We start from the raw sequence: 14,404 nt of genomic DNA, 5'->3' as shown, positions 1-14,404 counted from the left end.
TTCAGGCGTCGCTCTTGAGGAGCCGCCAGGCGGCTCCGGCGAGGGTGAGGGCCACCCAGCCGGCGAAGACGGCGAGTCCCGCTCCGGAGGAGAGGGCGTCGGAGGACTCGTGCAGGGCGTACATCGCCGAGCCCGCGTTGCTGGGGAAGTAGGGGTTGATGTCGTCGTAGAGGGAGTCGGGCAGCAGGGAGGCCAGGCCCGGGAGGATGAGCAGGACGCCGACCAGGACCGCGATCGCGCCGGCGCTGGAGCGCAGCAGGATGCCCAGGGCGACACCCGCGACGGCGACGAGGGCGAGGTAGAGGCCGGCACCGGCCAGGCTGCGCAGTACACCGTCGTCGCCCAGGGACAGGGCGATCTTCTCGCCGTCCAGGCCCACGGTGCCCAGCTGGAACGCGGCCAGGGCACCGAGCGTGGTCAGGACCAGGATGACGGGGCCGATCACGGCAGCCTTGGACCACAGGACCGGGAGGCGGCGGGGGACGGCGGTGAGGGTGGAGCGGATCATGCCGGTGGTGTACTCGCCGGCCGACGACAGGACGCCGAGCACACCGACGGCCAGCGACGCGAAGGTCACCCCGAGCAGGGCGAGGCTGACAGCGTCCTGCTCGCCGGAGCCGGGCCCCGGCGGTCCGCCCTGGGCGGCCGCGTTGGGGCTGTAGGTGGCGGAGGCAATCGAGCCGAGGGCGATCAGCAGGACCACGGCTACGGCGAGGGTGATCCAGCTGGAACGCAACGACCAGAACTTGGCCCACTCCGCGCGCACCACCCGCGGACCGGTGACCTTGTAGGCCCGGGTGCCTGCCCGGGTGGGGGAGATTTCGGTGATGGTCATCAGGCTGCCGTTCGCTCGGTCTCTACGGGATGGCTCTGGTACTCGACGACGTCCCTGGTCAGGTCCATGAAGGCCGCCTCCAACGAGACGGCCTGCGGGGTGAGTTCGTACAACGCCACCCCGTGCTCGGCCGCGATCCGTCCGATCTCCCGGGCGTCGCGTCCCAAGACCAGGAGTTCCTCGGCGGACGAGGAGGAGATCGTCGTGTCCGGCCCCGCCAGCAGCGAACGCAGCCTGCCGGCTTCGGCGGAGGCGACCTTCACGCCGCCGCCGCTTGCCTCCCGGGTGAAGTCGTCGACGGTGGTGTCCGCGAGCAGCTGCCCACGCCCGATGATCACCAGATGGTCCGCGATCATCGCCGTCTCGCTCATCAGGTGCGAGGAGAGCATCACCGCCCGGCCCTCGTCGGCCAGCGAACGCAGCAGATTGCGCACCCACAGCACGCCCTCGGGGTCGAGGCCGTTGACCGGCTCGTCGAGCATGACGATCGCGGGGTCGCCGAGCAGGGCCGCCGCGATACCGAGCCGCTGGCCCATCCCGAGCGAGAAGGCCCCGACCCGCTTACCGGCCACGCTGGTCAGCCCGGCCAGTTCGATGACCTCGTCGACCCGGCGGCGCGGAATGCCGTGCGTGTGGGCGAGCGCCATCAGATGGCTGAACGCGCTGCGGCCGGGGTGGACGGACCTGGCCTCCAGCAGGGTGCCGATCTCGTGCAGCGGTGCCATGTGCTTCGCGTACGACTTGCCGTTGACCGTCACCGAGCCCCTGGTGGGGGAGTCCAGGCCGACGATCATGCGCATGGTGGTGGACTTGCCGGCACCGTTGGGGCCGAGGAAGCCGGTGACCTCACCGGGCTTGACGGTGAAACTCAACTCGTCGACGACGGTCTTGTCGCCGTACCGTTTGGTCAGCTCACGCGCTTCGATCACGGGTGTGGGCCTTTCCCTCGGACTCGGCCGGGCGAGCGCCGCGGCCTGTGCAGTCGACGTTAGAAGCGAGGCCGGCCCGAACCCCTGGGACTACGGGGGACACTTGACCGCCCGAGTGGTACGGCGGTGCCACTCGGCGCTGATCACCGGTACGCCTCAGGTATGACACCCCGGCGGGTGGGCGGGGGAGCCGGCCCACCGCCGCGCACTGGAGTCGTGGAGAGGGCGCATGTCCCAAACGGGCAATCCGCCATGTCTCCCACGGGAAAGACCTGGCCACGGCTCCAGGGGTTCACTGTCGGCCACCTCGACGAGAAGGAGCCGAAACATGCCCGAGGAAGCCAGGTCGGAATTCTGGAAGGGCCTCAAGCCGATCACCGACTCGGTGAAGCCCGACGCACAACCGGAGGTCTATCTGTCCCAGGCGGCCACCGATGACGACCGGTACTACGCACCGCTCAGCGAGACCGTCGGCTCCCGCCCGCTGTGGATCAACGTCAAGGACAACTCCTGGGCCGACACCCTCTGCGCCAAGCAGGCCGGACTCGTCAACCGGCACTACCACCCGCACGAGGTGTTCGCGTACACGATCTCCGGCAAGTGGGGCTACCTGGAGCGGCCCTGGACCGCGCGGGCCGGTGACTTCGTCTACGAGGCCCCCGGCGAGGGACACACGCTGGTGGCCTACGAGAGCGACGAGCCGATGAAGGCGTTCTTCGTCGTCAAGGGTCCGTTGATATGGCTGGACGAGGACGGCGACACCACCGGCTACTTCGATGTCCACGACTACATCGAGCTGTGCAGGAACCACTACGACAAGGTCGGCATCGGTGCCGACTACGTCAACTCGCTCTTCCGGTGACCCCGGTCCCATCGCTCGAACGAGGTTTCGATGCCACGTATCCGTGCCCGCATGCGGCCCGAAGCAGAAGCGTCCGCGGCCACCGACACCACTGCCCGCCGCTATGAGAACCGGCTGCTGCTGATCCTTTTCCTGGCCTTCGGATTCGTCTTCTTCGACCGCCAGGCGTTGCCGTTCCTCGCCCCCTTCATCAGCAAGGAAATCCATCTGTCCAACACCGAACTGGGCACACTGTCCGGAGTGCTGGCACTCACCTGGGCACTGTCCGGGCTGGTGGCCGGCCATCTGTCGGACAAGCTCGGCAGACGCAAACCCATTCTGATCGCCGCGGTGGTCCTCTTCTCCTGCTTCTCCGCGGCGGGCGGGCTGATGACCGGCTTCCTCGGTCTCCTCGTCGCCCGGGCCCTGATGGCGTGGGGGAGGGCACCGTGCTGCCGCTGGCCCAGTCACTGATGGTGGAGGCGTCCCGGGAGGGCCGTCGCGGGCTCAACATGGGGCTGCTCCAGGGCTCGTCGGCAGGCCTGATGGGCGGGATCCTCGCCCCGCTGGCGGTGGTGTGGCTGGCCGAGCTGCATGGTTGGCGCACAGCCTTGCTCGTGACGATCGTGCCTGGTCTGCTCATCGCGGTCTGGATCGCCAAGTCGGTCAGGGAGGTGCCGCCCGGCGGCCGGATCCAGGTCGCCACCGCCGATGCCGAGGCCGCCCCCGAGACGACGGCCGCCCCCAGGCCGTCGGTGCGGGAGGTTCTGCGACACCGCAACATCGTCCTGTGCATGGCGATCGCGTGCTGCTACCTGACCTGGTTCATCATCATCGTCACCTTCACCCCTACGTACCTGCTGACCGTCAAAGCTCATAGGTCACCTGGTGCTCTCCCGGACTGAGAGCGAGGACAGCCGCGAGGTGCTGCGTCTGACCGGCGAGCATCTTCTGACCGGCCGACCGGCGAGCCGCCGCTGGCGCCGCCGTCGAAGCCGTCGCACCGCTGGAGTTCGTCAACGGCGGCGGCACGGGCCCATCGAGCAGACCGCGGCCGAACACGTCATCACCGAGGTCCGTGCCGGGTCGGGTCTGTACGGGCCGGGACTGTTCGACTTCTACCGACACTTCCAACCCCGGCCCGCCGCCTACTTCGTCATGTCCGTCGTACGCCGTCCGACTGCCAGGATCGCCACCGTGCTGGGCGGCGGCTGGATCGCCTCCGGCCCGCCGGGCCCGGACCGTCAGCCCACCCCGAGCTGGCCCCATGGCCTGCGGACGAACCCCAGGGAAGGGGCCGGAGAAGTCCAGACCCCGGTCCTGGGCCGCGCGGCGCACGGACTGCGGCTGGGGGAGCACGTGTGGTTCCGCCACGCCAAGGCGGGCGAACTGTGCGAACGCGTCAACACCCTCCACCTGGTGTCGGGCGACGACATCGTTGAGCAGGTCCCCACCTACCGCGGCGAAGGTCACGCCTTCCTCTGATCCCGTCCCCGCTCAGGGCTCCTGCCCGTCCCCTCGGAGGCCCGATGTCCGCAGAGTTCCACCGTCCTGCCTTTGCGTCGCCCGGCACCGCGGGGGCGGATGCCGGCCACGGACCGACCGCCCCCGTCTCCCGCGCATGGACCACCCTGTTCGGCCTGGCCTGGTTCGGCTACTGGACGGCGACTCTCGTCCCCCTCCAACTGCTGCTCCCACAGCAGTTGGAAGCGATCGACCCCGCATCGAAGGTGCATGACTTCGCCGTCGTCAACGCCGTTTCGCAGGGTGCTGGGGGAATGATCAAGCGCCTCGTCCGACGGGCGGCCTTCGTATCGGCTACGGTGTTGCTGTCATGGTGCCGACGGAGGAGGTCGACGTTCCGTGGCAGAAAAGGGTCCTGCGCGAGAAGGCACGAGGGCATCGGCTCGGCGTTCTCCGGGGCGGCCGCCCGTGCCGTTGGAGCGTATCGTCGCCACCGCACTGCGGATCGTGGAGGAGGAGGGCTCCGACGCTCTCTCGATGCGGACGCTGGCCCAGCGTCTGGGCTCGGGCACCGCGACGCTGTACCGGCACTTCGACAACCGGGCAGCTCTGGTCGCTCATGTCGTGGACCGCATGTTCGGCATCGTGGAGCTGAACGGTGACGAACTCCTCACGATGGGCTGGGAGCGGGCGCTGCGGACGGTCGCGCACACCATGTTCGGCGCCTTGGCCCGGCACAGTAACGCGGCACGCCTGCTGGTCGAGCAGATTCCCATGGGACCGAACGCCATGGCATTGCGGGAGCGCTGTGTCGCGGTGTTGCTCGACAGTGGTTTCCCGCCACGAGTGGCCGCGTACGCGTATGCGACTCTGGCCCGCTACGTCCTCGGGTTCGCCGTGCAGGTCACCGGGCAGGGCGGCGCAGGACGGTCCGACGACGCAGAGTCGGCGGCCGTCTTCCAGAGCGTGGATCCGGACCTGTTCCCGGCCACCGTGACCGTGGCCGGGGTGATGCCGGTTCCGATCGAGGACGAGTTCTCCTTCGGCCTCGAACTCCTCATCAGCGGGCTTGCTCGCCTGCGCGACGAGGCCTGACCGAGCGACGTGATCACTACGACAGGTTGGTCAGCGGCAGCTCCACAGAGGTGAGCATGTCCCGGTAGCGTTCCGCCAGTCGGGAAGGCTGCTTTCTGCTGAAGACCACCAGCTCCCGGAAGTAGCCGGTCCCGATCCGCCGCGCATGGCGCGACCAGCGCAGAGGCACCGCGTTCTCCGGTGCCACCGTCACACCGATGCCCTGTCTGCTCCTGGCGGGGTTGCGGTGTGCGGATATGAGGAGGGGTGGCCATCGCGCCGGCCAACACGGAGTGTTGTGCTCGTCGGCGCGTGGCTCCTGGGTTCGGGGCCGTGTCAGGAGGGGGAGCCCACGGCACCGTGTATGGTGCGCAGCAGCCGCTCTCCGGACTCTCGGAGCTGGTCCTTGACCTCGTCGAGTCGGGATGCGAGCAGGGTGTGATCGCGTTTGCGCCAGGTGCCGGCGACCATCACGGCTTCGATGTTCGCGATGTCGGCGTGCAGGACCGTGGCGACCGGGTCGTGTGCCGGCCACAGGTTGAGTGCCCGGGCGTCGACGGCGACCAGGTCGGCCTGCATGCCCACCTCGATCCGGCCCACCTGGTCGGCCAGGCCCAGTGCCTTCGCCCCTTCGACTGTGGCCCAGGCCAGTGCCTGTTTGGCGGTGACCGAGGGCGTGTTGGCGTGCGTTCCGGTCGTCTGCACGTGACGGGCATGGTCCAGGCTGCGCTGGTGGGCCAGGGCGATCCGGGCGGCGGTGAGGAGCTTGCCGGGCACGGCGGTGTCGATGTCGGTACCCAGCGAGGGCGCGGCGCCCAGGTGCAGCAGTGACCCGGTGACGGGTGTGCCGTGCCCCTGGCCCAGTTCGTTCTCGGGGGTGGAGGTGAAGGTGACACCCGCCTCGACGAGCGTCTTGAGCCAGTGGTCGGGCAGGCCGACTCCGTGCACGATGTTGGTCAGAGGGCTGAACAGCCCGGCGGCGCGCACGGCCTCCCAGCCGGGTGCGGGTTCCCCGCCGCTCTGGTGCATCGAGACGACGAGACCGCGTTCCGCGCCGGCTTGGAAATCGGCCACCGCGGCCTCGGGGGAGGAGTACTGCGGGCCCTGGACTGCCATGCCCAGGGTGAGAAGGGCGTGGTCGCGGAAAGGCCCGTCGAGCAGCCGGTCGATCTCGGCGAGCGGGTGGGGGATGTCCGGCGACCGGTAGGGAGTGCCGTGCAGGAAGACGGCGCGGATCCCGGCGTGGGCCAGGCCGTCGACTGCCGCGTCGGCGTGTTCGGGCGACAGGACGTTGTGACACCAGTCGCCGAGGGTGGTCGTGCCGCAGTTGAGCTGGTTCAGTGCGCCGGCGAAGTTGCTGATGTACATGTCGGACGGGGTGTAGTGCCCGACGCACTCGCCGTGGAGGTGGGTGAGGTACTGCATCAGCGTCCAGTCGGCGCCCTCCGAGCGCAGCGCGGTCTGCCAGGTGTGCAGGTGGACGTTGACCAGGCCCGGCATGACGATGCGGCCGGAGAAGTCGACCTCTTCGGCGTCGGGCGCCTCGATGCTCTCGCCGACGGCGGCGATGCGGTCGCCGTCGACGAGGATGTCGGCGTGCTCGGCGTCGGGCCGGTCCGGAGTCATCGTGATGACCTGCGCTCCGCGCAGGAGTACGCGGCTCATGCAGTGCCCCCCGAACCGGAGGAGGTGTGCCTCTGCTGGGACATGGTGCGGCTCCTTGCCTGCGGCGTCATCGCCCGCACGGCGGTTCGTATGGTGGTGAGGAAGTCGGAAGTGGCGATGTGCCCGATGTAGCCGTCGGGACGGATCAGCAGCAGCGTGTCGCCGGTCAGGCCGTAGGCACGGCGCAGTGTGTGCTTCGAGTCGGCGAAGGTTCGGCCGTCGGCGGCCGGTTGGACGGTGAGCCGCTTCAGTCGGGCGCCCGTCGTCGGCCACGCGAGGTCTTCGAGGCCGCGGGCGGCACCCGGGCCGTAGGCGATGGCGGTGAATTCCGGCCCGCTGAAGACGTCGAACAACCGGGTCCAGGTCCCGTCGGCGCTGAGCAGTTCGGCGTCCGGGGCGCGGTCACCCACGCGCAGTGTCGTGGTACGCATGCCGTCGGCGGGGGCGAGCGGGCCGCCGTAGTAGGTCAGGGCCAGCTGCTGCTCGTCCTTGCCTCGCTTCATGCTCGACGGGTCGAGCTTGGCGATGCCGCCCCACTTCTCCGTGGACAGGCCCAGGACTCCGGCGGCGATCGGCTGCCGCTCGGCCTCGTAGGTGTCCAGCAGCGTCTCGTCCGCCCCGGCGAGGACCTGCGCGAGCTTCCAGCCGAGGTTGTAGCCGTCCTGTATGCCGGTGTTCAGGCCCTGGGCGCCGGCCGGAGTGTGGACGTGCGCGGCGTCACCGACGAGGAAGACCCGCCCGCGGCCATAACTCTGGGCCAGGCGGATGTTGGGCCGGAACACCGACGTCCAGTGGATGTCGTGCAGCTGAATGCGCCGGTCGCGGGTGTGGGAGTGGATCCGCTGGACGATGTCGTCCTTCTGCGAAGGCGGTTCCTCGTCCGGTGTGAGGCGGATCATCCACTGGAACATGTCGCTGTGCGGGAGCGGGCAGGCACCGATGAACCTGCCGCCCCGGCCAGGCCACATGTGCCACCGGTCACGGCCGAGACCGGTCACCGAGGCATCCACGATCAGCATTCGATCGCTCTCGTCCGTCGTCCCGACGAAACCGATGCCGAGTTGCTTGCGCACCGCACTGGAACCGCCGTCAGCGCCCACGACGTACCGGGCGATGATCTCCTCCGTGCCGTCCGCGCCCGCCACCTTGGCGACCACCGTGTCCTCGTCCTGCGTCAGCTCGGTCAGTTCCCTGCCGAACTCGATCTCATGGCTGAGCTCGTTGAGCCGGTCGTGCAGGGCGCGGTCCGTGCGGAACTGAGGGATCAGCCAGGTGTTCGGGTACGGGATGTCCGGCGTCGCCTCCCTGTGGGTGAACATCTTCCAGGGCACGGCGAGGGGGCCCGCATGGATCCCGAGCTTGGGGTAGGTGCTGCCACCGGCCAGCACGTCGCTCAGGACACCGAGGTCTTCGAGGACTTCCAGGCTGCGGGGCTGGACCCCCTTGGCGCGGGAGCCGTCGAAGGCATGGGGAGACCTGTCGACGATCCGTACGTCGAGTCCCCTCCGTACGAGGTCGATCGCCACGGCGGAACCCGAAGGGCCCGCACCGACGACCAGTACGTCGATGACATGTGCGTTGCTCATGAGCCGAGCGTTTCGGCGCGTTCGGCCACGAACGGGGCGATCTGGTCTGCGACGTATCGAGGGCGCTCGAACGGCGCCATATGGCCACATTCAGGAACTACATGATGGTGCTGGGGCTTCAGCAGGGTGCGTGCCGTGTCGAAGTGCGTCAGTGGCGTGACGTTGTCCTCGTCGCCCCACAGGAGCAGGGTGGGAATACCCAGCGCACCCGTCTGCCGGAAGAGATCGTCGCGACCGGAGAGCGGCAGGTGCTGCAGCGTGTCGAAGACCGCGTAGAGCGAACCCTCGAAGCGGAAGGCGTCGAGGACCATGTCCGTCAGTTTCGCGCCGAGCTCGGGGTCTCGTACGTTGTGCCGGAGGTGCCCCTGGAGGATCTGGCTGCCGCGCCGCCGGGCGACGACGCCCGCCAGTAGATCGCTGCGCAGCAGCCGGTGAGGGGAGGTCGCCCGCGGTTTCGCGAGACCGGCGGGTCCGGCGATGGTGAGGGTGGACACCAGTGAGCGGTGCTGCGCGGCGTAGGTCATGGCGACGAGCGCGCCCATGGAGGTACCGATGAGGTGCAGTGGCCGCGTCGTCAGGCCGAGCCGGTCCGTCAGCTCGGCCAGCTGCCGCGCGAACAGCCTCTCGTCGTACCGCGCCCGCACCCGGTCCGAGTAGCCGCGGCCGTACGCGCTGCAGGTCAGAGTCCGCAGCCCGCGGGCGTGCAGCTCGCTGACGAGGCCGTCCCAGTAGAACAGCGGGATGGTCAGTCCGCCCGCCATCACGACCAGATCCCCGTCCTCGGGGCCCTTCAGTTCGTAGTGCGTGACACCGTCGGACAGCTCGATGAAGCTGCCGCGCAGGGCCGGCCGTGAGTCGGCGGTGAGCCGGCGGTCCTCGCCGGAGGCGACGAAGTACTTCATGGGACGGGCCTCCTAGGCCTCAGAGCGTGGGCGTGTCGGCGGAGGAGCGGAGGAACTTCGCGATCGCGTCCGCGACCCACTGCGGTTCCTCTTCCGGCAGCAGGTGACCGCCGTCGGGATGCACCAGCTCCACGGCGCCGGGGATGTCGCGGCTGAAGTGCTGGCCCTCGATGCGGGCGCTGCGCAGCACGAGCGTGGGCGCCGCGATGCGGGGGATCTGCGCGCTGCGGTCGGGCTGGTCGGTGTTGCAGAAGTCGACGAAGGCCGAGCGGTTCCCGGGCCGGTTCATGAGCTGGTGGGCGCGGTCCACCATGGCGTCGTCGACGACCGTGGAGCGGGGGCCGACGTTCGCGCGGAGGTTGCGTTCGATGGCGCCGCGCGGCATCACCCGCCGCAACACAGGGCGCAGCAGCGGGTTGCGCGTCAGGCGCATGCCTGCCGGTATCTCCTTCTCCGGGTACCCGGTGGCGTTGACCAGCACCAGGCCGGTCAGCCGCTCCGGATGGTCCAGAGCGAGGTTCCAGGCGATGTTGCCGCCCAGTGAATTGCCGGCGACCGCGTAGTGCGGCACCCCCAGTGCCTCCAGGAAGTCCGCCACCGTCGCGGCGTAGGCCGGGATGCGGTAGTCGCGGTCCTCGCGGGGGCCGGTCAGGCCGAACCCCGGCAGGTCGGGGCGGATGACGTCGAACGACTCCGACAGCAGGCCCGCCGCATGGTCGAAGTGCTGTAGCGACGAAGCGCTGCCGTGCAGCAGGACGAGTGCCGGGCCCTGCCCGGCGCGTTTGTAGTGGATCCGCAGACCGCCCACCGTGATGAACCGGGAATCGGGTTGGGGGTCAGACCAGGTACTCATAATGGATACACTGTTACCGATAAGGTGGTCGTGTCAAGCGAGGGTCCGACCGGAGAGGCCGCACCGCGCTGGTCGGCACCGTGGCCACGCAAGTCGGGCCATGTGTCGGTGCCGGGTGAGCGGTTGGCAGCCCGCCGGCCACACCGCGCGGCGCCCGGCAACGCATCCGGCCGCTGCCGGGACGTGCACGAGAAGCCTCGGCCGGTACGAGGCGCCCACCGGCCGGCCTTCGAATTCCACTGGTGGGGTGCACCTCCGCCGACGCCGCGTCCGGGGTTCGCGGCAGCGGTACGGATGGGTGCGGCCGTCGTACGGGAGGCCGCGAGCGGGAGTGGCGGTGTCGTGTCGTGGCATCCGCCGTCTGTCGGACCGGCCCGACGTCACGGCCGTGACCCTCGCAACCCCCGTACCCGACAGGGCGGTCGGCGAGAGGCCGAGGATGTCGTCGTCCTGGGGGCCGACCTCGACGACGTCACCGGCGAGGTCCTCGGACACACCGTCGCGCACGCCCTTGGGTCCGGCGCTCTCGACGCCTGCCCATCACGACGGCATTCGCGGGTGAGGTGAATGATTTCAGGCAAGCGACTTGTGCAGTTGACTTGAGCGAGTGATAAAGTCAGTCGCACGGATCGGTTCGAGTCGACGTGCGGCGCTGCACCGCCCGTCCGGCGTCCGTGTCGAGGCGTCCGGGAATCTCTCCACCGACTTTGGGAGTTCGTCATGGCTGTCCTGCTCCACCGGCTGGGCCGAAGTGCCTACCGCCACCGCAAGCTGGTGCTCGCCATCTGGCTCGCGGTCCTGGCCGCGCTCATCACCTGCGTCGGTGTCCTCGGCGGCAAGCTCGACGACCGCTTCACCGTGCCGGGGACCGAATCCCAGCGGGCCCTGGACACGCTCGGCAGGACGCTGCCCGAGGCATCCGGAGCGGCCGCCCAGATCGTCTTCACCGCCCCCGAGGGCCACCGCGTCACCGAGGCCCCCTATACGGCGGCCATCGCCGGAGCAGAGGCGGCGGCCGCGAAGGTGCCCCAGGTCAGCGCCGTCATAGGCCCGACCGCCTCGGGCGCCGTCTCGGCCGACCGGACCACCGCGATCGTGCAGGTGCAGTACTCCGTGCAGCAGCCCGAGGTGCGCGCCTCATCCCTGGACGCCATCGAGCAGGTGGCCAAGGCGGCCGAGAAGGACGGACTCAAGACCTTCGTGGGCGGCAGCGTCTACGGCAGCAAGGGTGTCCACATCGGCCCGTCCGAGATCATCGGTGTCGCGGTCGCCCTGCTCGTCCTCGTCGTCACGTTCGGCTCACTGCTCGCCGCGGGAATGGCGCTGCTGCCCGCCCTGCTCGGCGTGGCGGTGGGACTGACCGGGCTGCTGGCCCTGGCCCCGGCGGTCAGCGTCTCCTCCACGGCCGTCACGCTCGCGCTGATGCTCGGTCTGGCCGTGGGCATCGATTACGTCCTGTTCATCCTCTCCCGCCACCGCCAGCAGCTCGCCCGCGGAGCCGACCCGCAGGAATCCATCGCGCTGGCCAACGGCACGGCCGGCAGCGCGGTCGTCTTCGCCGGCAGCACCGTGATCATCGCCCTCGCCGCACTCAGTGTCATCGGCATCCCGTTCCTGACCACGATGGGCCTCGGCGCCGCCGGTGCCGTCCTCATCGCCGTCCTGGCCGCGATCACGCTGCTTCCGGCTCTCGCCGGATTCCTCGGCGCCCGGCTGACCCCCAAGGCCGGCAGCAAGGCGGCCAGGCAGGCCGTCGACTCCGGCGAATCCGCAGGAAGGGCCGCTTTGGGCACCCGCTGGGTGAAGTCGGTCGTCGCCAGGCCCCTGCTGACCGTTCTGGCCGTCGCCGGCATCCTGGTGGCGCTCGCACTCCCGGCGGCGGACCTGCGTCTCGCCCTGCCGGACAACGGCTCGGCCCCGGTGAGTTCCACGGAGCGCAAGGCGTATGACATGGTCGACGACAAGTTCGGCCCCGGCTTCAACGGCCCGCTTCTGGTGCTGACCGAGGCCAAGGGCCGGTCCGGGGCGTCGGCGGGTGCGGACGCCGCGCGGGAGCTGAGGAACCTCAACGGGGTCAAGGCGGTGCTGCCGCCGCAGCCCACGCGCGATCCCGCGCAGACGGTGATCCAGGTCATCCCCGAGACCGGTCCCGACAGCGCCCGCACCGGCCGCCTCGTCCGCGACATACGGGCCGCGGCCCCGGACATCCGCGAGACGTCCGGAGCGAGGGTCGCGGTCACCGGAACCACCGCCGTCAACATCGACGTCTCCAACCGGCTCAGCGACTCCCTGCTGCCGTTCATGCTGATCGTCGTCGGGCTGAGCCTGATCCTGCTGACCATGGTGTTCCGCTCGCTGCTGATCCCGCTCAAGGCCGCCGTCGGATTCCTGCTGTCGGTCGGCGCCGCGCTCGGCATGGTCGTCGCTCTGTTCCAGTGGGGCTGGCTGGCGGACGCCTTCGGCCTGGACCACACCGGTCCGGTCGTCAGCTTCCTGCCGATCATCCTGGTCGGCGTGCTGTTCGGACTCGCCATGGACTACGAGGTGTTCCTCGTCTCCGGGATGCGGGAGGAGTGGGTCCACACCGGCGTGGCCCGCGGGTCGGTGATCGACGGCGCGCGGCACAGCGTACGGGTCGTCACCGCGGCCGCCCTGATCATGTTCACCGTCTTCGCCGGGTTCTTCCCGCTCGACGACGCCCTGATCAAGCCCATCGCCTTCGCGCTGGCCGTCGGCGTGGCCGTCGACGCCTTCGCCGTCCGCATGACCCTGGTCCCTGCCGTCCTCGCCCTCGCCGGACGACACGCCTGGTGGCTGCCCGCCTGGCTCGACCGTGTCCTGCCCGACCTCGACGTCGAGGGCACACGTCTGCAGAAGGCCGTACCCAAGCCCAGCGAGCCCGCCTCGGAACCAAAGCCCGCCTCGGAACCCGAGCCGGTGTCCTGAGCCGGGACGCATCCCCGTCACGCGGGCGGCTGCACAGCGATGCTGTGCAGCCGCCCCTCACGCCGTGCGGCGGGTGCGTCGTCACAGGTCCGCAACGGCCGGCCGCTGGTGCGCGGCCGTCGCCCATGCCATCCGGACGTCGAGGGGAACCGCCGGTGGCTTCGGACGGGCGGTGGGCTCAGTGCCGGGCGAACTGGACCTGGGTGGGTTGGACGACGTCCGCCCGCACCTCGAGTCCGGTGATGGTCAGCCGTTCGCCGTAGATGTCGGTGATTCTGATCGCACCGCCGCACCCGCCGCCGTCGGCGGAGATGAAGTAGTTGTAGGCGGTGCGGGGCAGTTGCCGCCAGCCGCCCGCGGTGCGGACCTCCAGCCCGGTGACCGGGTTCCTGTGGTTGATCGCCTGGATGGCGCACCAGTGCTGGCTGGACCCGGTCTTGTACCTGATGGAGATCGGGCCGATCGTGCTCGGACTGACCAGGCTCCAGGTGATGGGGAGTCGGCCGAGCTTGAGGTCGGCGAGTTTGGCGAAGGCCTGTTCACTGAGGTCGATCTGCCCGGGTGCGCAGGGCAGGGGGCATTCGTTGGTGATCCGTACGGTGACGGACTTGCCGTTGGCCGCCCGGACGAGCACGTACGCGCCGCACGCCCTGGACGTCTCGTAGTCGGTGGTGTTCATGGCCGCGATCATGAGGTCGGGGCTCGGGCCGAACAGGCAGGCGCCGTCTCCGACACCGGCCTTGTAGGCGGTGGCGACGCCCTGATAGGTCGCGCCGGGCTTGATCCGTCCTGCTGACGGGGTCGTGTTCGACGCCTCTCGCGGCGGCTGGGGGGTGTCTTTGGGGGACGGCGCCGCTGTCGTCGTGGTCGCGGATGCCTTGGGGCTGGGGGACCCGGTCGGGCTCGCCGTCGGGCTCGGGGTGCTTGTCCTGGTGGCTGTGGCGGTGGCGGCCTTCTTGTGGGGGGTGGCGAAGGGGGTAGACGCGGCAGGTCTTGCATCCGCGGTGCGGTCGGGTGAGGACCACATGAGCAGGTAGGCGAGAACGCTCACGGTGGTCAGCGCCACCGTGGTGCCCAGGATGAGCGTGCGTCTGTGTCTGCGCTGCCGCGCGGCCTGCCTTGGAGTGTTCATTGACTGTCCGTTTCGGAAGATCGAGACGTGGTGCACTACTCAGTGACCGTGGGAAGCGAAAAGGTTGCCGACGATTTCCGGGTCCCTGGCGCCGACCCGGCTTGGACGGAGCGCCCCCCGCTGGTGGGTGGCCGGCCGGCCGACTGAACCCATGAACGAGGACCAGCTCGACGCCCG

Annotated in this window: 11 protein-coding genes and 2 pseudogenes; 5 read left to right on the top strand and 8 right to left on the bottom strand. The window is 69.7% G+C overall.

Annotated elements, in window-relative coordinates; all coding sequences use genetic code 11:
• Position 1 precedes the first annotated feature (1 nt).
• Both AB0F04_RS25235 and AB0F04_RS25230 read right to left on the bottom strand, forming a co-directional pair.
• Positions 2-835 carry an ABC transporter permease gene (locus AB0F04_RS25235; protein ID WP_362044780.1) on the bottom strand — a complete coding sequence of 278 codons (834 nt, stop codon included), beginning with the start codon at positions 833-835 and terminating at the stop codon, positions 2-4.
• Positions 835-1,764 carry an ABC transporter ATP-binding protein gene (locus tag AB0F04_RS25230; protein ID WP_362044778.1) on the bottom strand — a complete coding sequence of 310 codons (930 nt, stop codon included), beginning with the start codon at positions 1,762-1,764 and terminating at the stop codon, positions 835-837. Before AB0F04_RS25230 ends, AB0F04_RS25235 begins: the two co-directional genes overlap by 1 nt.
• A 328-nt stretch (positions 1,765-2,092) precedes the next feature.
• Between AB0F04_RS25230 and AB0F04_RS25225 the strand changes: the two genes are divergently transcribed.
• From AB0F04_RS25225 to AB0F04_RS25210, 4 genes and pseudogenes are all read left to right on the top strand, one after another.
• On the top strand, positions 2,093-2,626 hold the full coding sequence (locus AB0F04_RS25225; protein WP_362044776.1) for a 2,4'-dihydroxyacetophenone dioxygenase family protein: 534 nt from the start codon (positions 2,093-2,095) through the stop codon (positions 2,624-2,626).
• 30 nt (positions 2,627-2,656) lie between these two features.
• Positions 2,657-3,510 (top strand): annotated as a pseudogene (locus tag AB0F04_RS25220) (MFS transporter).
• 53 nt (positions 3,511-3,563) lie between these two features.
• Positions 3,564-4,090 (top strand): annotated as a pseudogene (locus tag AB0F04_RS25215) (amino acid deaminase/aldolase); the annotation flags it as partial.
• Between the two features lie 447 nt (positions 4,091-4,537).
• Positions 4,538-5,164: a TetR/AcrR family transcriptional regulator gene (locus AB0F04_RS25210; protein WP_362044774.1), complete on the top strand. Its 627-nt coding sequence runs from the start codon at positions 4,538-4,540 to the stop codon at positions 5,162-5,164.
• A gap of 16 nt (positions 5,165-5,180) precedes the next feature.
• On the opposite strand, the gene AB0F04_RS25205 is transcribed toward AB0F04_RS25210, so the two are convergent.
• From AB0F04_RS25205 to AB0F04_RS25185, 5 genes are all read right to left on the bottom strand, one after another.
• A complete protein-coding gene (locus tag AB0F04_RS25205) occupies positions 5,181-5,357 on the bottom strand; it encodes a hypothetical protein (RefSeq protein ID WP_362044772.1) in 177 nt (58 codons plus the stop codon).
• A 122-nt stretch (positions 5,358-5,479) separates the two neighbouring features.
• Positions 5,480-6,808, bottom strand: coding sequence for an amidohydrolase family protein (locus tag AB0F04_RS25200; RefSeq protein ID WP_362044771.1), 1,329 nt, complete (start codon positions 6,806-6,808; stop codon positions 5,480-5,482).
• Positions 6,805-8,394 (bottom strand): FAD-dependent oxidoreductase, encoded by a 1,590-nt coding sequence (locus tag AB0F04_RS25195; RefSeq protein WP_362044769.1) that lies wholly within the window; start codon positions 8,392-8,394, stop codon positions 6,805-6,807. Before AB0F04_RS25195 ends, AB0F04_RS25200 begins: the two co-directional genes overlap by 4 nt.
• Positions 8,391-9,296 carry an alpha/beta fold hydrolase gene (locus AB0F04_RS25190; protein WP_362044767.1) on the bottom strand — a complete coding sequence of 302 codons (906 nt, stop codon included), beginning with the start codon at positions 9,294-9,296 and terminating at the stop codon, positions 8,391-8,393. Before AB0F04_RS25190 ends, AB0F04_RS25195 begins: the two co-directional genes overlap by 4 nt.
• A gap of 19 nt (positions 9,297-9,315) precedes the next feature.
• On the bottom strand, positions 9,316-10,149 hold the full coding sequence (locus AB0F04_RS25185) for an alpha/beta hydrolase (protein ID WP_362044766.1): 834 nt from the start codon (positions 10,147-10,149) through the stop codon (positions 9,316-9,318).
• Positions 10,150-10,869: 720 nt separating this feature from the next.
• Here AB0F04_RS25185 and AB0F04_RS25180 point away from each other — a divergent pair.
• Positions 10,870-13,095, top strand: a complete 2,226-nt coding sequence (locus AB0F04_RS25180; protein WP_362044765.1) for an MMPL family transporter — start codon at positions 10,870-10,872, stop codon at positions 13,093-13,095.
• Positions 13,096-13,273: 178 nt separating this feature from the next.
• Here AB0F04_RS25180 and AB0F04_RS25175 read toward each other — a convergent pair whose 3' ends face one another.
• Entirely contained in the window at positions 13,274-14,227 is a 954-nt protein-coding gene (locus tag AB0F04_RS25175; RefSeq protein WP_362044763.1) for an expansin EXLX1 family cellulose-binding protein, read from the bottom strand.
• Positions 14,228-14,404: the final 177 nt, after the last annotated feature.

It is taken from the genome of Streptomyces sp. NPDC029041, from assembly GCF_040637515.1.
GTDB lineage: Bacteria > Actinomycetota > Actinomycetes > Streptomycetales > Streptomycetaceae > Streptomyces.
The sequence above is the reverse complement of the archived record's forward strand: the minus strand, read 5'-3'. Positions and strand labels throughout refer to the sequence as shown.